Source organism: Paradesertivirga mongoliensis (assembly GCF_024436395.1).
Classification (GTDB): domain Bacteria; phylum Bacteroidota; class Bacteroidia; order Sphingobacteriales; family Sphingobacteriaceae; genus Paradesertivirga; species Paradesertivirga mongoliensis.
The window spans coordinates 233,589-256,275 of record NZ_JAFMZO010000002.1; the positions used below are offsets into that span (position 1 = coordinate 233,589).

Sequence of the window (22,687 nt, forward strand, 5' to 3'; positions counted from 1 at the left end):
TATGTTGAAGATGATTTTTAAACCTTATAGTTTTTTATTACTGGTATTGCTTTGCCAAACGGCCAAAGCTCAGGATCATATCTATTCGCAATTCTTTAATGCGCCGATATACCTTAATCCGGCTCTTGCCGGACAGTTTGACGGTTCTTTCAGGGTAAATATGATTTACAGAAATCAATGGTCGGCGATGTCGGGAGACTTACGATATATCTCCGCCTCTATGGATTATCAGCTTCCTAATAACGCAGGTGGCCTTGGTTTGATGTTCAACAACTCCGCGGAAGGAGTGGCGTACCTAAAGAAGAATAATATTTCCGGAATTTATTCTTATATCATTGGCGGCGACAATTTTAGCGCCTCATTCGGTCTTCAAGCCGGAATCACAAATCGAAAAATGGACTTTAGCAGCCTTATCTTTTCCGATCAGTTGGATTCGAGACTGGGCCTTACCGGCGCCTCCACATCTGCAGAATCGCCGCTTAATGACAATAAGTATTACTTTGACGCAGGAACCGGCGCTAACTTTGTCATCGGCAATGCTATGATCGGAGCCTCGGTGTTGCACCTAAACAAGCCCGATGAATCGTTCACCGGAAGTGTTGTCCCCACCCCGATCCGTACGGCCGTACATGCAAGCTACCGGGTTCCCTTAAGCACCGATGATGAGGGCAGTTACCTTATCCCATCAGTAGTTTATTACAAACAGAGCCAGGCAACTTCAATAAGCGGTGGAATGCAATTTAAATACAGAGCCGTGAATGCGGGAGTATGGTATCGTACCGCCGGAAGCGGAAGTTCCGACGCACTTGTCGTTTCCTTCATTTTTGATCTCTTCTCTAAGAATGCGAAGAATCAAAAATATCGTTTCGGGGTTAGTCATGATGCTACAACCAGTAAATTAAATTACGGTAATACAAGCGGCACATCTGAAGTGAGTTTTGGCTTTGAAACGGGTGAAAGCCAGAACAAGGGATATAGCACCGTAAAATGTTATGATTTTTATTAGGATATCTAAACAGCTCCTTTATTGCTGAGGCCGATTTGGGTATTCTTTTTCCAGATAGTTGCCCAGCGTATTGACCTCTTCCGGGCTCAAGCCCCAGTTATCCTGCGAAGTAACGTGCCAGCCCTGTTCATCATGCTCTATTAACAAAGGGTGCGGATCCATCAATTTACGTTCCAGAGAATACATACGATGATGCTCGTCCATAGGTTCGGCGTAAAGTTCTAATTCTTCTCCGTTTATTGAATATTCGACTTTAAATCTTTTCATAGCTTTTTACACATAAACAGGTCCGTGGGGCACTTGTTTGTACATGTAAAAAAACATTCCTACAAGCCCTTCGAAGCCAGAATTTTACGCAGATGAAACTGAACGAACCCGTCCATCGAGTCGGATCTTTTGGTATTATTATTGAAATTAAGGGGCTTGATCAGATATCCCGAGACCCCTAACTGCTCGGTTGCTTTTCTATCGGCTTCCTCGCCCGAAGTAGTCATCACAAATACTTTGAGATGCTTTAGCTTGTCATCTCCCCTCAGTACCTTCAAAAACTCTATACCGTTCATTTTTGGCATGTTCAAATCAAGCAAAATAACGTCAGGCAAATGCCCCTTACCCTCCTCTAGTTGAGATTTCAAAATTTCCAGAGCTTCAATACCGTTGTATGCGGTAAAAAGCTCGTAATCCTGATCAAGTTTTTTTAATGACCGCTCAACACTAATCACATCCAACTCATCGTCATCAACTAATAGAATAATATTTTTCGAATTCATTTTTTAAAATTTTGGCCAAGTGAACGTAAATACAGAGCCTTCTCCAAGTTCAGAATGCACATTTATAGTACAATGCTGATCATCAATAATCTTTTTAACGATAGCTAATCCTATACCTGTACTTTCCTTTGCATGCTTTTCCCTAAGAGTTTGAAATATTTCAAAGATTTTTGAATGAAATTGCGGCTCGATACCAATACCGTTATCGGCGATAGAAAATTGATAAAAATCATCCAGCTCAATACAGCTAATTGAAATCTTTCCGTTTTGTTCCGGTTTGGAATATTTCACCGCATTACTCATCAAATTGCTAAACACCTGCTCCAGGCGGATCTTTTCGGTAGAGAGCACCGGCAAATTCATCGTTTGAACTTCGAAATTTTCAGGCACAATGAGTTCTGCAATATCCCTTACCAGCTTATCTACATCAACTCTTTCTTTGAGTGGCTTTTCGCGGCTTATGCGCGCATAATCGAGCAAGCCGTGAATTAAATCTTCCATCCGTTTAATCCGGTCGGGAATAATATTAAGGTATTTACGCATCTGAGGAGACACCTCGCCACCTAAATCTTCCTCAATCCATTGTGTAACATTATAAATCCCCCGGATAGGCGCCTTTAAATCGTGCGAAACAACGTATGCAAACTGATTGAGCTCTTTGTTTCGTTTTTCAAGTTCCTTTATATTTTTATTGAGGGTTTCGGACATGGAGTTCAAAGAAATCGACAAACTCGTTAGCTCGTCATTTTTATCATCCTTTACTATTGCAAACTCCCCTTTAGAAATATTATCGGCAAGATTCACCATCGAAGCAATTCGTTTGGTAATTAACCGAACGATGTATAAGGTGCTGACAATTCCGATTACGACTGTTAAGAGTAAGAATATCAAGGAAAACCTGCGTGTGCGCTCTACTGATTGATTCAGGGCATCACGGCGTACAGCCCGAACCCGATATTCGGACTTATCCAGATCTTTGAATATCAGACTAATCTGGTCGTTTATCTTCTTTCCAACCTGCTTACGTAATTTATTTTCGAAAAGATCTTGATACACGGATGGATTGGTGGCGACACCCCTTTTTGCATTAATCAGCTGGTCGCTATAACCAATCCAACTCTGATGCAGGGCAGCTATTTTATCCAGCCTTTTCAACTGACTTGGCGAATTCCGGAGTAAGACACGCTGCTCATTAAACAGTTGCGGCATAATTTCGCTTCCTTCGAAGTAAGCACCCAGAAATGTGGTGTCGCTGGTTAATAAATATCCCCGGAAAGCGCTTTGCATTTCAATAATACTTCTGTGCAGGCGACTTGAATTCCGGATTATGGTTTCAGACCTGGCTACATATTCCGTGTTTTTGTTAACCTTCTCGGACAGATTATAGTTCACGTAAGAGTCGGTGATTGAAATACCAATCACGACAGAAAATCCGAGAAAGATCTGAGCGGCTAATCTCATTAATAATAATTAAATTAAAGAAGACGCATCTTCGTAAATAGCAGCGGGAATTGTAAATTTAAAGCAGGTGCCCGTCCCTTCGCTACTTTCTACGCCGATCGTACCACCGTGTTGGGTAACAAAATCTTTAACCAGGATCAATCCTAAACCGGTGCCATGTTCATTGTTTGTACCTTTTACAGAGGAACTTACTTCATCAAACACTTTCCCCATCGTATCCACGCTCATACCTACGCCCGTATCCGCCACACAAATCTCCACCATTTTATCCTGCCGGGCGGCACTGATCGTTATCGAACCGTGCTGCGGTGTGTATTTTATGGCATTAGTAACCAGATTTTGCACAATGGAACGAAGCATTAACGAATCGGCGTTCACATATATCTCTTCAGGAACCTCATTAAACAAACTAATCTCCTTTTGGGCTGCGTTTGCCTTCAATAACTCTAAAGAATCATTCATCCCTTCGAGAAGGTGAATCCTCTGTGGAGTGAAACTTGTTTTATCGCGCTGTTTTTTCGCCCAGTCAACCAGTTCGTTAAGCTGCTGAACAATTTTATGTGCGGTACGATGAATGATGCTGGATAAATTCTTAATATCATTCTTCGATAGTTTCTCGATATCCCGGTTCAACTTTTCGGATGTCGCGATAAGCGCTGTAGCGGGGTTTCGAAGATCATGAGAGATTACCGACAGAAATTTATCCTTCGACAAGTTGAGATCTTTCAATTCCGAATTCAGCGTCTCGAGTTGAGAAGTCCGTTCTTTAACACGGTTCTCGAGCTCTGCGTTGAGGCGCATTAAATCTTCATTAATCACCCTTAGCTTTTCTTCCTGCTTGCTTAAAAGCTGGTTTTTCCGGTGAAGTTCTGCAAAAACAGCCACTTTAGATCGAAGAATCTGAGGATTAAATGGCTTTCGGATATAATCAACGGCGCCTGCCTGGTACCCCTTAAACATAGCGGTCTCTTCGTAATCTTGTCCGGTGATAAAGATAATAGGCACCAGCCGGAGCTTCTCCCTTGAATAAATCAGCTCCGCAGTTTCATAGCCATCCATTATCGGCATCCGCACATCGAGCAAAATCAGCGAGAAATCCTCTTCTTTCAAAAGAATCTTCAAAGCATCCTTTCCGGATGTAGCCTTATAAAATTTATAGCCTTGATTCTCCAGAACAATCTCCATAGACATCAGGTTATCAGGCCTGTCGTCAACGAGAAGGATTTTTATTGTAGTATCGTCAGCCAACTTAAATTAAAAGTTAAAAAGTGAAAATTAAAAATGCCCTCCCCTTTGGGAGAGGGTTTTGATAAGGCATTAACACAGCCACACGCGCATCAAAGATAACAATTGCGGAGTTTTTACTGGTTTTGTTATGTAATCAGACGCACCCGAGGCAATACATTTCTGGCGGTCGCCGATCATAGCTTTTGCAGTAACGGCTATTATTGGCAATTGTTTATGCCGGTTTTCCTTTCTTATCCATTGGATAGTTTCGTATCCATCCATTTCAGGCATCATAATATCCATCAATACGATATCGATATCTTTCTGAGCATTCAAAATCTCTAACGCTTCCCGCCCGCTCTCTGCCGTAATCACTTCTAATTTAGAACGTTCGAAGGCAGCGGTTAAAGCAAACAAATTTCTCACGTCGTCATCCACAACCAACACCTTTTTCCCGTCAAGGATATCTCCGGTGTATTTCGAATTCTGGATCATTTTTACCTTATCTGCAGGCAACATTTTCGTTTCCACGTGAAGTGTTTGCATTACCTCATCCAATAAATCAATATAAGAATCAGGATTCTTATTAATTGATTTATAGTTTAAACGTTTAAGATTGATCAGCTCTTCCTGCGTAAAGTCTTTCGCCGAATGAATGATAATAGCCGTTTGAGTATGTTTATGCAAATTCAAATAATTTGGCAGCAGTTTGGCGTCAGACAATGTATAGTCGATAATGATACAGTCAAAAGCCTCCGACTTAAGCAAAGCAACGCCCTTCTTAGCCGACGGAACAGCGGTTATAGCCACAGAATCGTTGTTAAGCAAGTCTGAAAGATGCTTTAGCTCCTCCTTATCTTCTTCAATAAGCAAGATCTTTTTAACCTTCGCCTCATCAAAAGAGATGATGCTGGATATCAACTCGTCTAAGGATTTATTTGAAAGCGGCTTCAAGTGGAAGCTTTTCGCTCCACTCTTTATGGCGAGCGCTCGGTTGTCTTCACCCGAAACCAGATGGATAGGAATATGACGAAGATTCAGGTCATTTTTCAACAACCTTAAGATTTTCCAGCCATTGGATTCAGGCATATTAACATCAAGCGTAATAGCTATTGGATGATAGTTTGTGATACAATCAAATATCTCCAGATAATTTGTTGCCACGATGGCCTTCAACCCGAAATCATGAACTTTATCGATCATAATTTTTGTAAAGCGGATGTCGTCTTCGATCACCAGAATCACCCGGTCTTCCGACTGGATCGTATGTCTGTCATCATCAATCATTGGCTCAGTGATCTCGGCCGTCATTGTCGCCTTAGTGGCCGCAGCCAGATAAGGTTGTTTGATGTTATCCGAAATTGATTTTGTGCCCTCCTGGTATTTCAGAGGCAGGAACAGAGTAAAGGTACTTCCCTTTCCAAGTTCACTTTCCACCGTGATAGTACCTCCCAACAATTCTGCAAAACCTTTACTGATAGAAAGACCTAATCCTGTACCGCCGTATTTACGTGAAGTAGAGCCCTCTGCTTGCTGGAATGCTTCAAAGATAATACCTTGTGTTTTCTTAGAAATACCGATCCCAGAGTCTTCAATAGAGAATGCTATAACCTCATTAATTCCAGTCAACGGATTTCTTTGACCAGCTTTCGGACGTTGCATCTTTAATCTGATACTTCCTTTCTCGGTAAATTTAAACGCGTTCGACAACAAGTTTTTAAGGATCTGGTTCAGACGCTGAATATCTGTTTCGAGGATTTCTGGAAGGGATTCATCTACGTCAATTTCGAAGTTAAGATTTTTAGTTTCGGAGATCGGTTTAAAGGTTGATTCTACGAAAGAAGCAATCTCTTTAAAGCTAACCGGCATAATATCCGCCGAAATAACCCCCGACTCAATTTTAGAAAGATCGAGGATATCATTGATCAGCTGAATCAAGTCATCTCCGCAGGAGTGAATAGTTTTAGCGTATCTGATCTGCTTCTCTGTCAAGTTACCTTCATGATTCTCAAACAATTGCTGTGCAAGAATCAACAAACTGTTGAGCGGAGTACGTAACTCGTGCGACATGTTTGCAAGGAACTCAGATTTGTATTTAGATGTTAAGGTAAGTTGCTCTGCTTTCTCTTCCAGCGATCTTCTTGCTTCCTCAACCTCTTTGTTAATCTGCTCCACCTCTTCTTTTTGTTTCTCAAGAAGTTGTGCCTTGTCGTGGAGCTCATCATTCGCGCGGCGTAACTCTTCCTGCTGTGCTTTCAAGTCACCAGAAAGTGATTGAGACTGAGAAAGAAGTTCCTCGGTACGAGTATTTGTTTCGATGTTATTCAATACGATACCGATAGACTCTGTTAACTGATCCAAAAAGTCTAAGTGGGTCGGGCTGAAATTATCAAATGATGCAAGCTCAATTACCGCTTTAACATTGTTCTCGAATAATACCGGAAGAATTACCAAAGCAGAGGGGCTGGCCGTTCCGATACCCGAGCTTATTTGCAGGTAGTCTCCCGGTACATTGGTTAATAGAATACGCTCCTTGTCGGTGGCGCACTGTCCTACTAATCCTTCACTTAATGCAAACTCGGTATTTATAGTTTTTTTACTGTTCTGAGCATAGCCTGCGAAAAGTTTCAAAGTTGGCTCATCATTAGTGCCTTCAGGCTGCTCGAGAATATAGAACGCTCCGTATTTCGCATTTACCAGTTCAGCAAGCTCTGATAGAATCTTATTTGCCACCGCATTCCTATCTCGCTGTCCCTGAAGCATCTGAGCAAACTTCGCAAGGTTGGATTTTAGCCAATCCTGCTCGTGGTTACGTAATGTTGTTCCTTTAAGGTTGGCAATCATCTGATTGATCGTATCCTTCAAGGCCTCAAGCTCTCCTTTCGCATCCACACGAATGGTTCGCGTTAAGTCACCCTTGGTTACCGCAGATGCCACCTCGGAAATCGAACGTACCTGAACCGTTAAGTTCTGTGCCAGCTGATTCACGTTTTCCGTTAAATCTTTCCAGGTTCCTGATGCTCCCGGTACACTCGCCTGACCACCCAAACGACCCTGTACACCCACCTCACGTGCCACCGTAGTTACCTGCTCGGCGAATACCGCAAGGGTGTCAATCATCTCGTTAATGGTATCAGTAAGCTGCGCCACCTCTCCTAACGCATTAATGGAAAGTCGCTGCTTCAGGTTACCTTTCGCCACCGAAGTTGCCACTTTAGAGATACCCCGAATCTGAACCGTTAAGTTGGATGCCATCTGGTTTACCGAGTCAGTTAAATCTTTCCATGTACCCGCAACACCTTTTACGTGTGCTTGTCCACCTAGCTTACCCTCGGTTCCTACCTCCCTCGCCACACGAGTTACCTCGGATGCAAACGAGTTCAGCTGATCCACCATCGTGTTGATCGTGTTCTTAAGCTCCAATACCTCCCCTTTCGCATCGATGATTACTGTTTTACTTAAGTCACCCGATGCCACCGCTTTTGTTACCTCGGCAATGTTACGCACCTGTGATGTCAAGTTGGATGACATCTGATTCACCGAATCCGTTAAATCTTTCCAGGTTCCCGCAACACCCGGTACGAAGGCTTGTCCACCCAAGTTACCGTCGGTGCCTACCTCCCTCGCCACACGCGTTACCTCGGATGCGAAACCTCTCAGCTGATCCACCATCGTATTAATGGTTTCTTTAAGCTGAAGAATCTCGCCTCGTACGTCAACCGTAATTTTTTTGGACAAGTCACCATTCGCTACCGCGATGGATACATCCGCTATATTTCTTAACTGGGCCGTTAAGTTACCGGCCATTTTATTTACACTATCTGTTAAATCTTTCCAGGTACCATCCACACCCGGTACGTTCGCCTGACCTCCGAGCTGCCCTTCCGAACCTACCTCACGTGCCACCCTTGTTACCTCCGATGCAAATCCCCGGAGCTGATCCACCATCGTATTGATTGTGTTCTTCAACTCCAAAAGCTCACCTTTGGCATTTACCGTAATCTTTCTTGAAAGGTCACCCTTGGCTACGGCCGTTGTTACCTCTGCAATGTTACGTACCTGTGATGTTAAGTTATCGGCCATTTTATTTACCGAGTCTGTTAAATCTTTCCAGGTACCACCTACTCCAGGTACATTCGCCTGACCACCAAGCTGCCCTTCGGAACCTACCTCCCTCGCCACACGGGTTACCTCGGAACCGAATGAGTTCAGCTGATCCACCATCGTATTGATCGTGACCTTCAGCTCGAGCATCTCACCCTTAACATCCACCGTAATCTTCTTGGAAAGGTCACCCTTGGCCACCGCCGTTGTTACCTCGGCAATGTTACGCACCTGACCAGTTAAGTTACCCGCCATTTGGTTTACCGAGTCAGTTAAATCTTTCCAGGTACCACCTACACCCGGTACGTTCGCCTGACCTCCTAACTGACCCTCGGAACCTACCTCCCTCGCCACACGAGTTACCTCGGATGAGAACGAGTTCAGCTGATCCACCATCGTATTGATTGTATTTTTTAGCTCTAAGAGCTCACCTTTTGCATCTACCGTAATCTTCCGGGATAAGTCACCCTTAGCTACCGCCGTCGTCACACCCGCGATGTTACGCACCTGGTCGGTAAGGTTAGAACCCATTTGGTTTACAGAGTCGGTCAGATCTTTCCAAACCCCGCCGACACCTTTTACCTTCGCTTGTCCCCCTAGTTTTCCTTCTGTACCCACCTCAAGTGCCACACGCGTTACCTCAGAGGCGAATGAGTTCAGCTGATCCACCATCGTATTAATGGTTTTCTTCAGCTCAAGCATTTCCCCTTTTACGTCCACCGTAATCTTTTTGGATAAATCCCCGTTGGCCACCGCTGTGGTTACACCCGCAATGTTACGTACCTGCGAGGTAAGGTTACCCGCCATCCGGTTTACCGAATCCGTTAAATCCTTCCATGTTCCCGCAACTCCCGGTACTTTCGCCTGGCCTCCGAGTTTACCTTCTGTACCTACCTCGAGTGCCACACGCGTTACCTCAGATGAGAAGGAGTTCAGCTGATCCACCATGGTATTAATCGTGTTTTTCAGCTCAAGGATCTCTCCTTTCGCCTCCACGGTAATCTTCCGTGATAAGTCACCCTTCGCCACCGCCGTTGTCACCGTTGCGATATTACGTACCTGAGCTGTTAAGTTACCCGCCATCTGGTTTACAGAGTCGGTCAGTTCTTCCCACACCCCGGCCACACCTTTAATTTTTGCCTGCTCTCCCAGTTGCCCTTCAGACCCTACCTGACGTGCAACCCGTGTTACCTCTTGTGTAAAGAGACGAAGCTGCGAAACCATGCCGTTGGATTCTTTTGCGATGCGCAAGAACTCACCTTTTAAGGGCTGGCCGTTTATTTCTAATGGAACCTCATTAGAGAGATTACCGTTGGCCACCGATTTAATCAGACCTGCTATCTCCAAAGTAGGGTATGTTAAATCGGTAATAAGGTTATTGAGTGATTTTACGCCTACGGCATACTCCCCCTTAAAATCGGGTAAATCCAACCGCTTAGAAAGGTTCCCCCTCTGACCTATGGTTTTTTCTGCAGTGCAAATTTCATTTACAAGCCGTTCGTTAATATCAATGATATCGTTAATTACTTCGCAGATTTTGCCGCCAAGACCGGCCTGAGTAACGGGGACACGGAGATTAAGCTTTCCGTTTTTTACCTGCGACAAGATTTTAAGCAATTCCTTGAGATTCAGGGCTTCATCTTCTGCCCCATTAAGGTGCGCTTTCTTTTTAGGTTTTTTAACTAAGGTTTCAAGGTAATCTTGTTCCATACGTAAGGAGTTTTAAAACTAGAGGACAAACGTTAATGATGGGCGTAAAAAGCCCGTCAGTATATTAACATAAGATGGAGAGCGGAATTGGTTAGAAATAGATATAAGATTTTCAGGCCACCAGAATAGTGGATTATCGTCTGTAAACAAACATACAGTGCAAGAATTTTTTTCCCTCAATTCTATAAATTTTATATAGACCCCACTTCAATCATGCAATCACAAGATAGTCCTTTTTCCGGTAAGACCAATCCAGGCATTCGCGTTTTTTTAAAATGGGTATAAATCTCATGCTTTTTACAACATGAACGTACAAATAACATTGTTCATTATTCTTTTGTTTTAATCCTGTTGAAAAAATCCTGGCACTTACAAAATGTGTCATATTTAGATTTGATTTACTTAAAACATGAAAGAGATTGCAGGGTTAAGAATGGAAATATTAGTCTATGAAAACGTTCTCTCTTGAAACCTTTGAACAACTTGAAAACTTGAAATCGTCTGGCGGTTGTTCAGTTATCTTTAAGCATAATACTTCATGCCCTATCAGCAAGAACACCCTGGCTGCTTTTGAAAAAAATGCAAGTTCGCTTCCTGAAGGGACCAACATCTATTTTCTAGACCTGTTAAGCTATCGCGAGCTTTCTGACGCCATCGCCGACCGGTTTAAGGTAAAGCACGAGTCGCCACAAATACTGGTAATTTCGGAAGGCGAATGCCGGTTTCATCAATCACACTACGATATCTCTGCGGAAGACGCCGCAGCGGCAATACGCTCGGGAGGCGGTCAGTTGTCAGCCTAGATAATCCTACAATGAGCTAGTTCGTATCAGAATAAAAGCCATGCGTCAACTCCTGCAAAGAGTTCTAAGAAAACCGGTTAGCAAACTGGCTGACAGATATGCCTCACGCCCGGATAAATCACTAGTCCACCATTCTCTCACCCAGCTCTACAACAGCATCCTGAATAAGCCGGGAGAAAAAGGGCCACTGATCCGGTTTTCCGAAACAGACCGTTTTATTATTTTTTCCGATCAGCATAAAGGAGCTAAAAACGGTTCGGACGACTTCTCGTTTGCAGAAAAGAACTATGTCAGGGCACTTTCTTATTACCATAATCAGAATTTTTCTCTGATCAACCTGGGCGATAGTGAAGAACTTTGGGAAAACAATATCATTTCAGTGAAAAAACATAATACCGCTTCGTTCGGGGCAGAAAAAAATTTCTTACATAGAAATGCGTTTATTAAAATTTTTGGCAATCATGATCTCTACTGGGATAATGATCCGCTGGCACCGGTGATGCTTCAGAGTATTTTCGGAAGGACGATAAAAATCTATGAGGGCGCTGTTCTTCAAACAACCGTGCATGGCCAACCCCTAAACATTTTCTTAACCCATGGACACCAGGGCGATAAGCAAAGCGATGGAAACTGGCTGAGCAAATGGTTCATCTCAACCATCTGGGCTCCGTTACAGATGTATTTGGAACTAAATTTAAACACACCGGCCCAAGACAATAACCTCAAAACCACTCACAATCATTTTATGTACGAATGGGTGGCTCCGCAAAAGAATATGCTTCTCATCACGGGGCATACCCATCAACCAGTTTTTTTGTCTCTTACATTTTTAGAAAGGTTGTTTAGCCGGCTTCTCAAAGCAGAACAGTCAAATAACCTTGCAGAGATTGAGGAGATTAAAGCGCAAATTAAGCTTCGAAAGATAAAACACGAAAGCACAACCGATTTCTCTGCTTACGAACCCACGTATTTCAATACCGGCTGCTGCTGTTTTAACGATGGCGACATTACGGGAATTGAGATTTCCGAAGGCTATATCCGTCTGATTAAATGGGAGTATAACGATAAGGAACAGTCTGAGCGGTTTGTACTGGAGGAGACAAAACTCGACAATCTCATCAAGAACTTTGTTACTTCTTAGTACAACCGTTTATATTTATACATTAATGAGCCTGCAATGCGAAAATGAGACACACAATTTAAGTATGCAGATCAGACACATAACGCTCTTCCGCTTCTACACGCATCAATAGAGCTTGTATCCCAAACTAAAATTGTAAAGTCTTAGTTTGGTATCTTCAAAGCCCGGTCTGCTGATCTTACTTAAACCATGCTCATAACGTAAGTCGAATGATATTTTTCGAATATCGAGCCCGACACCAAACTGCCAGGCTAGCGCCTGATCCTTGTAATTGAATTTGGCCGCATTACTCAGTGCATCACTGAAGGACTGCTCCTCATTAACAATAAAGGATATTACGGGACCTGTATTGATCCGGCCGCCAATGCCTACCGCTCCTATTTTCGTTCCTATCAGGATGGGAAGGTCCACACTTGCAAAATCTATACTACCAGATTGCCCGTTGGCATCTTTAATATCAGTAGTTTTTACGGTGTAATATAACTCAGGCTGGAGATGCAGCCCCATCGCACCCATTCTTGCCCACACGCCAGCAAGATACCCGGCACGATTCTCAGAACTAAAGCTATTTTGTTCGGAAAGTTTGGAAAGGTTAACCCCTGCTTTCAACCCAAAGTCGAAGTTTGGGATAATTTGAGCCCTGGCAACTGTGCTTGCAAGGAAAACTCCAAGAATGAGAGTAAATCTTTTCATGATAACATAATTAAACCAACCATTCTATAACAATTGTAAATGGCTTTTGTCTGATTTTTTTAGCAACACACGCAAAAGAGAAACAATTACCCAGACTGGGAAATAAATTCACATTAGTAGCAACTCAAACGCTGAACGTTCGTACAAAATGCAGCAGTGAAATACTTATGACTACTCTTTACAAAAGGTGCTATCTAACTTTTCTTGTATGCCTGTGCTGTCAACTAACGGCCTGGGCGCACCAGCCAATAATTGCCAGCATAGAGCCGTCACAAAGCCCTTCTCCCTGGGGATTCCCAATCGGGGTAGATTCGAGGGCATCTGCAAAAGTAAATGACAACAACTACGCAACAGTGTATTCTTATTGGGGAGAGGCTTGGATTCAACTGAAATACATGAACATTTTAAATGCCGGCACTACATCATTCATAAGAGTAGAAGCTCCAGGATTCACCCTCTCATCTATTATAAACGACATTGTCACCATAGAAGCCTACAATACCGCGAATGCCACGTCTGACGGAAACCTGGTTGCTTCACCTACAATTTCTGTTGTTCAGGATCAAAACTACACCTACCTGGCTGTTACACCTTCAGTTCAATATAACTCTGTACGAATAAAGGTGTCAACTCCAAATTTTCAACTTAACCCGAATGCCCTTCGGGTATTTTATAGTTTTTATAACGGCTCTGATGGTGCAGATTGCGGCGCTGGATGGGCTGCTGATATTGGAGAAAAAAGCATGGGCGCGGCACCGGCGAGCCAGGTTCGGAATCCCGGACGCGCAATTGACAGTGATACTTCTTCTTATTCCACACTACAATTAACCGCTAACCAGCAAAACCTTCAGGTTTCACAAACGATATATTTTCCTGCTGCATCGTATATCAGCAATATAGTACAGGTAAAAGCGTCGGTAAACAGCGTTTTCAATCCGGCTGATTATGTGATAGAGGCACAGGCTTACTTTGGTTTAACGGCAGTAGGAAGCAAGCAAAATATCACTTCTCAAGTGAATGTATCTACCGGCCCAGTTAAAATTTATATAAGTCCCGGAAGTTATATTGACCGGGTTAGAATTAGCATTAAAGCTAATAACAATGGTGCTCAAACCGGACATGTGAACATTCACAATGTACAGCTTGTGCCAGAGCCGCCTACGCTTAATCAAAACAGCCTGACGATTTGCGGAACCTCAGCGTCGATAACCCTGCAGGTAACAAACACTGATGCCGCAATCCGATATCAATGGTATAACAATAATAATCCAATATCCGGGGCCACCTCATCTACTTATAGCGCAAATCTGACCTCTGCTACAAATCCATATACCATTAGCGTTGCAGCTATTAAAGCTGGCTGTACATCGGAATCAAAAAGAACAAATGCAACAATTGGTGTATTTCAGAAGCCGGTATCACCTACCATTATCATCTTCTAAAAAAATTGAAAAACCAGCTAAATATCAAGAATATAGCCATGGTGAAAGTTGTAACTTCTCCAACTCTCCGCCGTACAATCACGAAATATTTTAGTTTGACCTTGAAAAAGACTGGGAGTATTATGGCCAAAGGAATACGCTGTTTTACTTTATTTACCACATTTCTTTTTTTTCATTTCTACGCTGCATTCTCTCAGCAAAAAACCTATGCCCGATTAAATCTTATGGCGGGCACCTCCCTGCTACACGCAATCCATACGGGTAAAAAACTAAAATCAGTTCAAAGCAACTTTAATAAGGTGATAGATCCTGATTGCGGATCAGGTGCAAGTGCGATTCAGGTACGTTCCGGAACGAGTATTAACTCTGGTAGCAGGGTAATAGACGAAGGAAAAGCCGTCGACAACGACATGAGTACCTACTCCACGCATCATATTGAGGGGCATCAGATAGGAGTTGAAGTTTCACAAATCATTTCATTTACTACTACCGCTTCCGCGAGCGATATCGTGAAAATTTATCTTTCATTAAAAGCAACCTTACAGAATCATGATATTACCGCACAGGCATATTACTGGGTTCCGGCAGATGGCACTGGCAATGGAACGCCGGTCGGACCGCTGCAACCTATTAGTAGTATAAGTGTATTACCATCACCTCCAGCTGTGGGTACCCCTACAGAGATTGTATTTAATCCCGGAGTAATATTTAACCGGATTAAAATAGGTGTAACAGCAAACTCTAATGGAAATCATGATGCGGATTTAAATCTTCACCATGTGCAGCTCACACCACCGCCGCCAACCACTGAAGAAGCTACCAGTGGCGGAGAAAGCGAATTTGCCGGTTGCGAAGGTATAGTCACCCTGGCAATCAGCAACACATCGAACGATGTAACTTACAAATGGTACAACTCCGCTTTAGTAGAAATCGCTAATGGAGGCTCGTCAATTTACAATCCTGCTTTAACACCGGGCACACATGTATTTCATGTCTCTGCCACAAAACTTGGCTGTGTTGCCGAATCGCCAAAGCATAAAATAACAGTAACAGTATTATCTAAACCCAACACTCCTGCAATTTTAATAACAAATTAAACTAATTAAATATTATGAAAACAACCTTTACACTTTTTAAAATCGCCCTTGTACTATTAATTATAGTTGCACCGGGTAAAATCTTTTCACAGACGTATTACGATTTATACCTGCATAACGGTACTACCGGAACCATAAAACCCGCTGCAGGCACTGCATTCGCAGCTGGCGATCAGGTGATCTGGACCGATACATACAACGGTACTCCCAGCGATCTTGCTCCGCAGGCGTATACATCCCCTGATTTAGTTGTAAATACAACAAGTTACTCACCCGGACTGCATACGTTCACGATGCGAGTACGATCTGGAACTACTGGCTGCGACAGTGATCCGTCTGACGCTAAAACCGTCTTTATCCTCCCAGCAACAACCGTCACTTTTGCCAACGCAACTGATGAAGACTATTGCGAAAATGTAGGATCTCCTTCGAAAACAATCGTGGCTTCGGCAGCTCCGGTAACTATTGCTTTGCCGGACGGTATTGGCTATAATTATGAATGGACCATCACCAAAGACGGTGTAGCTGCCACTCATGCTGACGCCGGAACGTTAACAGCCCTGGCCGGAACATCCACCAGAGAAACTACTTCAACATTTACTATGACCACTGAAAACGTCGGAGTATACTTATTTACTGTTAAAGCATCTTACTTCAAGCTTGATGGAAATCCCGGAACAGTAAAGCTTGGTGCAACACCTGCACAGTTCCCTACCGCATCGCCGAAAAAGGTTACTGTTAAAGCTAAGCCAGCCAAACCTACAATTGAAATTTCATAAAGTGTAGAAAGAGCTTATTCATAAAGTTTAATTGTTAAACCCACAGGCTTTGCATACGCAAGCCTGTGGTATATTTTATGTTGTATACAGCCTATAGAAAATACATAACTTTCTTCCTGATTCTCTTTATCAGGCTGGCTGCTTTCTCACAAGGAAACGCAGGTGGAAACACTGTGCAAACCGTCGAGATTGAACCCGGAAAATCAATCAACTTTAAGGCCACTTCTACGCCCGGGTCCGCATACCAATGGTTCAAAGATGGAAATCCCATTTCAGGTGCTACATCGCCAACATTAAACGTTTCCGAACCGGGAGAATATAAAGTTCTTGCACAAAACAACTTAAACTGTACCTCAGAAATATCCGATGGCTTTATCGTAACAGTCAAAACTAGCGTCCTTGTAAAACAGGCTAACTTAAGCGTCGAGAAAAAATCTGAGACAAAGGCCACATCAATCAACGACCCTTACGAATACCTGATTACCGTCAAAAATAGCGGCCCCGATCCGGCGACGGAAGTTATAATAAAAGACATTCTCCCTGAAGGGCTAATTTTCAAGAACATGACTATGGCTTTGCAGGGCAAATTTGACTATAACGCTGCCGCGCGTACGTTAACGTGGACCATTGATAAACTTAACTCGGCTGACATGTCTGAACTGCGATTTGTAACCGAGGCCGTCAATCCTGGTTCGGTGGTAAATACGGCAACCGTATCAGCTACTGAAGCCGACCCAGACCTGTCAGACAATTCATCCACCGATACCAAATCGATCACAGATTTAACCATCCCCAATGTATTCACACCTAACGGCGATGGTGTGAACGATCGGTTTGAAATAAAAAACCTCGAGTTCTACAAAGAGAACGAGATTTCTATTATAAACCGCTGGGGAAATTCTGTGTACGAAAAGAAAGATTATCAAAACCTGTGGGATGGAACCGGGCTGGATGAAGGCACATACTTTTTTGTATTGAAAGTAAAAAATGCCACCGGTACATGGCAAGCATATAAAGGTTATATCACCCTTTTAAGAAGTAAAACTGCGCAATAGTGGACTAATGAAAAGATTAATAATAATTATCACGATACTTTTACTGGCGCTGGCATCTTTTTCACAGCAAGATGCACAGTTCAGTCAATATATGTTTAATGGCCTGTACATTAATCCAGCCTACGCCGGATACAAAGAACAGGCAAATATTCATTCCTTCTACCGCTCTCAATGGACCGGCTTTGAAGGTGCACCTCAAACCATGTCGGTTGCCGGAGACATGGTACTTAAAGACGGAAATGTGGGTCTCGGCTTGCTTCTTTCCAATGATTTCACCGGTGCGCAAAGTAATTTCTCGGCTTACGTTAACTATGCATACCGTATTCAAATCGGCGAATCAGGATTTTCCAGATTATCCTTCGGTCTCGCGGCAGGTCTCGTACAACACGGCATAGACGGCGACAAGTTATCATCGATCGAATACGACCAGTACGTCCCTCTTGGAAAACCAACCGAATCTTTCCCCGATGCACGGTTTGGTGTTTTTTATTCCACTCCAAATGTATTTGTGGGCCTCTCTGCAGATAACCTGCTGGCCAGTTATTTTCAGTCAGAAAACCACGCTAAAAACATTCTTTTACCCAAAATCAATCGTCATTATTACTTCACGGCCGGTGCTCTTTTCAAACTAAACTACGATGTAAAGATCAAACCTACCGTGTTGCTAAAAGACGACAAGCAGACATTTACAAGCTTGGATCTGAACGCCTTCGCTCTTTTATACGACAGGATATGGATTGGCGGCTTTTATCGCACCGCGGTTAAAATTTACGACAAGCCCCATCTTGATGCCGGCCTTCAGAAAAAAAATGGTGTGGGTGTGATTGGCGATTTCTTTGTCAACGAAAACCTCCGATTGGGATATGCCTTCGATTATTCTCTTTCTAACCTCCGAAATTACAACTATGGCTCTCACGAAATCTCTATCGGCTTTGCCTTAAGCTCCAGAAGGCGTGAAGGACCGAAGTGTTATTTTTAAATGATTTTTATTTTTCGAAAAGCAGGTTTCGTTTCCAAAATTTCCTGCAGCCCGGCTATACACTTCAAGGCCCGAAATCACCAGCCCTCCCCTGCCTTTCCGTTGCTATCCGGTTTAGCTGGCAAGGCATCGTTCTTAAAACCCAGGCAATTAATTATATCTATAATACAGATTCGAACTTGGCCTGTACCCCTTTTATTAAAACATAATTGCGCTCGATTTCTTATTTGTTAAACACCATCTCATGAAATATGCAGTAGTCATTTTATTAGCCTTTGTGTTTACTTCATGCAATACAGATCATAAAACAGGTTCTGCTGACGCCCAAACGGACAGTGCTGTGTTGCTTACACAAGAAAAAACATTATGCTTCCTGCGTTTGGAAGGTGCATCAAAACGCGACAGCTCCATAATCCACATCAAAATCAACGGCGATTCGATAGACGGCACGTTCAATCATCTTCCCTACGAAAAAGACTCCCGAAAAGGCACTATTGCGGGGACTAGAAAAGACGACACAATCAGAGCTCTCTGGTCTTTTATGCAAGAAGGCATGAATGATACGATTTCAGTTGAGTTTTTAATTAAGGATGATGCATTATACCAGAAGACCTTTGGATTTGATAAAAATACAGGCAGACAAAAGCTTACAGATACATCCACCTTTTCTATTAAATACCGTGCTGTAGATTGCCCGTCCTCATAGATTGAGGCTCAATCTTCAACAAGATACGCTTCTGATCAGAAAGCACTTGCCTTTTGCAGGATTTTCTGATCTATTTAGTCAACCCCTCTAAACCGGAATCCTCCGGCACATCAGTTCGGAATTTCAAGCAAATCACAGAGACATTATAGAGACCTTACCGGGACCTTATAGAGACTTTGACCCGGTCTATCTCCGCTCTTCATGGGAGAAATAACCTGTAGCTTGATATGTATAAGCAGTTAAACGGTAATTGATTCTATAAGGCTATCCTCACAGCACTTTATATTCTCTAAAAATTCGCGGTAAGAGTACAGGGGCGAAAATTTTGGTTTGGTTCATAATGATAGGTTTAGTGGACACAAAGATATCAATATCTAAATAACCTAATAACCATCAATCGGAGTCAGGCTTCTGTAGCTGACTTTTTTAAACCAAGGCCCGACGCTCCGCTTTATGCCTTTGTGATTTCGTAGCTAAAACTTAAAGATCTGTGTATTAAAGCAAGCGCAAATAAATTCAGTCGCGCGCTGACAGCAGAATTACAGCAACAAGGTATCAATCCGATGTGCATGCACCATCCCATCACAAGGAGACCAGCCAAACACTGTAAACCGGCCATCCTGCGAAGCAACAAGTGCAATAGCCCTCCGTTGGTCGAATACAAACTGAGAAGCAGAAAGATGCCGCGTTCCGCCGATTTTGGTAGGATGAACAACCATTACCTCCGTATCCAACACGGGCTCAGTAAACATAACTTCCTCCACGTTAGTACTTTTCTCCGATCGCTGAATTTTGGCGCCGAACGCGAGAACTTCGTACTGATCGCTTATTATAGTAGCGCCATCAATCGCAGTTAATCCGGCTACACTTTCTACCTGCCTGTTTAACTCTGCCTGCCACGATTTATTCTCACGCCACGATTCATCCTGCTTCATGAGATCAGTTAACTGACAAAACGGAGGCACTACAGGATAAGTGATGGGATGAATGATAGAATCACGCCAGGATTCATCGCCCGCTGGTACAACCAAAAGTGTTCCTCCCCGCCCATGCGCTTTCATCGACGTTGCTAACTGGATAAGCACATTTACCGAATTGTGCCAGGAGTTGTTGAGGTTGAAACCCAGCAGAGAGCTCAAAAGCGCAGGGCAATCTGGCATTACACCGGTTTGCTCATCTACAATCTTTATCTCATCACCTTTTAAAATAGCCACGTTAACAAACTTTCCGTAGCCGTGAAAGCGTCTATGCTTTACCACCAACAAACCGGGCTCGACCATTTCCAAAACGAAACAAAACGCCGGAAGCTTGCGGGTGGTTCCCCAGGCATAAAACCCGTTCTCGTCATGCCAAATACCCAAATGAATACCTGCACGTTCAATCCCTGGAGCCAGTTTTGTCAACGTTTTGGGTTTCAACGGTAAACGTTCGCCAAAAACTAACGGTTCGGCGGCCTTTTCCGGAGGCAAATAAGCCATAGATATCCGTGGAGAATGTCCCTCTTCTTTTCGCAAGCTTGTCCAAAAGCCAACATCAATAATCGCTTCAATTACCTCTGGCGACGGTTCAGGCGCCAGGTCGGGTTCGCCTTCCTCCCGCGCTTCCTTTAAATGACTTATAAAATGAGCGGCGATAGTTTCAGAGACTAAATGCGCCGCTTTATACGTGGGTTCAGACAAACCGGACTGTGTATTCATCGGTTGTATTTTAAGAATTAAAAATAATTTTCTTTGTGGTGATTCTCTATTTATAAGAAAACCGCAGAGACAGAGACTATTAAGCTTTTAAAGAGTTACTCTTATCGCGGCTCATATCCGGATTATAATACAGCCCCGGAGTTAACCAATAAAGCAAGATAACTCTTGAAAACCGGTAATTAACAGGTGAAAGAAAAAATATCAGGGGGAAAATCACTACAATATACAGGAGCGGATCCTCAAGGTTCTTCGTTACCAGATATGTCAGGACGGCCGCAATAATCATTTGTATCACGTTCATTGCGTAGCTAATAAACATCGAGACATAAAAATACCCCGGCTCTCGCTCAAATTTCAAACCGCAATGCGGACAGGTTTCATTCATCTTCTGAAGCTTAAAACCATACATAGAAGTTGAAAACATATCTCCTCGTCTGCATCTGGGGCATTTTGCCTGCAAAGCCGCCGAGAACTCTGATGGCACTTGATTATCTAAATGGAGGTCTTCCATAATATGTTATCTACAAAAGCCGGGCTAATTCCCAAAGCAGAGTAAAAGTATATATCCTTTTGATGAATCTATTTCAGCAAAATGTAAAATAGAAACAATATAAATTACAATTCAGAACGCATTTGGTTCATTTCCTGATTTAAACCATCTCAATTCAGTCTATATTTGATCCATATTCTCTCATTATGGATGATTTTATCGCAGCCAGATCCCAAATGGCATTATCGCTTGGCTTTCATATTATTTTTTCCTGTATCGGGATGGTTATGCCATTCTTTATGGCGGTATCTCATTATTACTGGCTTAAAACAAGGGACATAACGTACAAAAACATCACCAAGGCATGGAGCAAAGGTGTGGCAATTTTCTTCGCGACCGGAGCTGTATCAGGCACGGTCCTATCCTTTGAGCTGGGTTTATTATGGCCAGAATTCATGAAGCATGCCGGCCCTATCTTCGGCATGCCTTTTTCGCTCGAGGGAACTGCATTTTTCATTGAAGCCATCGCACTTGGCTTTTTTCTATACGGCTGGGATCGCTTTAATCCATGGTTTCATTGGTTTACCGGTGTAATTGTCGGAGTAAGCGGATTACTGTCCGGGATACTCGTGGTAGCGGCAAACGGCTGGATGAACAGTCCCGCCGGATTTGACTACGTAAACGGCCAATATATTAACATCGATCCTATAAAAGCCATGTTTAATGATGCCTGGTTCTCCCAGGCCCTCCATATGTCTATCGCCGCATTTGCCGCAACGGGCTTTGCCGTTGCAGGCGTTCACGCATTAATGATCTTAAAAGGAAAAAACATTCTGTTTCACAGCAAATCTTTTAAGATCGCTGCGATATTTGGCACAGTGGCAGCTGTTCTTCAACCGCTCAGCGGAGATATCTCGGCAAAAGATGTTGCACAGCGTCAACCTGCTAAACTGGCTGCCATGGAGGCTCATTTCAAAACCGAGGAAAAGGCATCTCTTATTATTGGAGGAATCCCTGATGAGGAAAGTCAGACCGTAAAGTATGCTATAAAAATACCCGGAGCCTTAAGTTATCTGGCACACGGCGATTTTAACACCGAGGTAACGGGGCTCGATAAAATCCCTAAAGAAAATCATCCCCCGGTTGCTATTACGCATTATGCATTCCAGATCATGGTAGGTATGGGAATGCTGATGATGCTTGTGTCGGTTCTCTATTTTATCGGCATTTGGAAGAAGAAAAAATGGCTGGGAACTAAGTGGCTTTTAAAACTGTTCGTAGCTTCCACTCCGCTGGGGTTTATAGCGGTTGAAGCCGGCTGGACAGTAACTGAGGTGGGTCGTCAACCCTGGATTATATACGGCGTAATGCGAACAGCTGATGCGGTAACCCCAATGCCAGGGATCGTGTATTCGTTTTATTTATTTACAGCAGTGTATCTTTCGCTATCCGTAATTGTTGCATTTATGCTTTACCGGCAAATTAAAATGGTAGGCAAGCTTTACGACACTCCCGGGCACAACTAAT

Annotated in this window: 18 protein-coding genes; 10 read left to right on the plus strand and 8 right to left on the minus strand. The window is 43.2% G+C overall.

Annotation, left to right across the window (positions count from 1 at the left end):
- Position 1: 1 nt before the first annotated feature.
- Positions 2-1,006 carry a PorP/SprF family type IX secretion system membrane protein gene (locus J3P43_RS06965; protein ID WP_255900681.1) on the plus strand — a complete coding sequence of 335 codons (1,005 nt, stop codon included), beginning with the start codon at positions 2-4 and terminating at the stop codon, positions 1,004-1,006.
- Between the two features lie 18 nt (positions 1,007-1,024).
- On the opposite strand, the gene J3P43_RS06970 is transcribed toward J3P43_RS06965, so the two are convergent.
- From J3P43_RS06970 to J3P43_RS06990, 5 genes are all read right to left on the minus strand, one after another.
- Positions 1,025-1,273 (minus strand): hypothetical protein, encoded by a 249-nt coding sequence (locus J3P43_RS06970; protein WP_255900683.1) that lies wholly within the window; start codon positions 1,271-1,273, stop codon positions 1,025-1,027.
- 59 nt (positions 1,274-1,332) lie between these two features.
- On the minus strand, positions 1,333-1,776 hold the full coding sequence (locus tag J3P43_RS06975; protein WP_255900684.1) for a response regulator: 444 nt from the start codon (positions 1,774-1,776) through the stop codon (positions 1,333-1,335).
- A gap of 3 nt (positions 1,777-1,779) precedes the next feature.
- The gene (locus J3P43_RS06980) at positions 1,780-3,237 is read right to left on the minus strand and encodes a sensor histidine kinase (protein ID WP_255900685.1); all 1,458 of its coding nucleotides are present in this window, start codon (positions 3,235-3,237) and stop codon (positions 1,780-1,782) included.
- A gap of 9 nt (positions 3,238-3,246) precedes the next feature.
- Positions 3,247-4,485: a hybrid sensor histidine kinase/response regulator gene (locus tag J3P43_RS06985; RefSeq protein ID WP_255900689.1), complete on the minus strand. Its 1,239-nt coding sequence runs from the start codon at positions 4,483-4,485 to the stop codon at positions 3,247-3,249.
- Between the two features lie 69 nt (positions 4,486-4,554).
- Positions 4,555-10,278 carry a HAMP domain-containing protein gene (locus tag J3P43_RS06990; protein ID WP_255900690.1) on the minus strand — a complete coding sequence of 1,908 codons (5,724 nt, stop codon included), beginning with the start codon at positions 10,276-10,278 and terminating at the stop codon, positions 4,555-4,557.
- 449 nt (positions 10,279-10,727) lie between these two features.
- Between J3P43_RS06990 and ytxJ the strand changes: the two genes are divergently transcribed.
- Both ytxJ and J3P43_RS07000 read left to right on the plus strand, forming a co-directional pair.
- Positions 10,728-11,081: a bacillithiol system redox-active protein YtxJ gene (gene ytxJ, locus J3P43_RS06995; RefSeq protein WP_255900692.1), complete on the plus strand. Its 354-nt coding sequence runs from the start codon at positions 10,728-10,730 to the stop codon at positions 11,079-11,081.
- 40 nt (positions 11,082-11,121) lie between these two features.
- Positions 11,122-12,222 carry a metallophosphoesterase gene (locus tag J3P43_RS07000; protein WP_255900694.1) on the plus strand — a complete coding sequence of 367 codons (1,101 nt, stop codon included), beginning with the start codon at positions 11,122-11,124 and terminating at the stop codon, positions 12,220-12,222.
- Positions 12,223-12,327: 105 nt separating this feature from the next.
- On the opposite strand, the gene J3P43_RS07005 is transcribed toward J3P43_RS07000, so the two are convergent.
- A complete protein-coding gene (locus tag J3P43_RS07005) occupies positions 12,328-12,915 on the minus strand; it encodes a porin family protein (protein ID WP_255900696.1) in 588 nt (195 codons plus the stop codon).
- 395 nt (positions 12,916-13,310) lie between these two features.
- Here J3P43_RS07005 and J3P43_RS07010 point away from each other — a divergent pair, with 395 nt between their 5' ends.
- From J3P43_RS07010 to J3P43_RS07035, 6 genes are all read left to right on the plus strand, one after another.
- A complete protein-coding gene (locus J3P43_RS07010) occupies positions 13,311-14,357 on the plus strand; it encodes an Ig-like domain-containing protein (RefSeq protein ID WP_255900699.1) in 1,047 nt (348 codons plus the stop codon).
- Between the two features lie 38 nt (positions 14,358-14,395).
- Complete coding sequence (locus J3P43_RS07015) at positions 14,396-15,454, plus strand: immunoglobulin domain-containing protein (RefSeq protein ID WP_255900700.1); 1,059 nt, start codon at positions 14,396-14,398, stop codon at positions 15,452-15,454.
- A gap of 14 nt (positions 15,455-15,468) precedes the next feature.
- Complete coding sequence (locus J3P43_RS07020; RefSeq protein ID WP_255900702.1) at positions 15,469-16,233, plus strand: hypothetical protein; 765 nt, start codon at positions 15,469-15,471, stop codon at positions 16,231-16,233.
- 77 nt (positions 16,234-16,310) lie between these two features.
- Positions 16,311-17,288, plus strand: coding sequence for a T9SS type B sorting domain-containing protein (locus J3P43_RS07025; RefSeq protein ID WP_255900704.1), 978 nt, complete (start codon positions 16,311-16,313; stop codon positions 17,286-17,288).
- A 7-nt stretch (positions 17,289-17,295) separates the two neighbouring features.
- Positions 17,296-18,267 carry a PorP/SprF family type IX secretion system membrane protein gene (locus J3P43_RS07030; protein ID WP_255900706.1) on the plus strand — a complete coding sequence of 324 codons (972 nt, stop codon included), beginning with the start codon at positions 17,296-17,298 and terminating at the stop codon, positions 18,265-18,267.
- A 244-nt stretch (positions 18,268-18,511) separates the two neighbouring features.
- Entirely contained in the window at positions 18,512-18,973 is a 462-nt protein-coding gene (locus J3P43_RS07035) for a hypothetical protein (protein WP_255900707.1), read from the plus strand.
- 539 nt (positions 18,974-19,512) lie between these two features.
- Here the strand turns inward: J3P43_RS07035 and J3P43_RS07040 are convergent.
- A complete protein-coding gene (locus tag J3P43_RS07040; protein WP_255900710.1) occupies positions 19,513-20,670 on the minus strand; it encodes a putative sensor domain DACNV-containing protein in 1,158 nt (385 codons plus the stop codon).
- 79 nt (positions 20,671-20,749) lie between these two features.
- Positions 20,750-21,181, minus strand: coding sequence for a DUF983 domain-containing protein (locus J3P43_RS07045; RefSeq protein WP_255900711.1), 432 nt, complete (start codon positions 21,179-21,181; stop codon positions 20,750-20,752).
- Positions 21,182-21,366: 185 nt separating this feature from the next.
- Here J3P43_RS07045 and J3P43_RS07050 point away from each other — a divergent pair, with 185 nt between their 5' ends.
- Positions 21,367-22,686, plus strand: a complete 1,320-nt coding sequence (locus tag J3P43_RS07050) for a cytochrome ubiquinol oxidase subunit I (RefSeq protein ID WP_255900712.1) — start codon at positions 21,367-21,369, stop codon at positions 22,684-22,686.
- The last annotated feature ends 1 nt before the right edge of the window (position 22,687 follow it).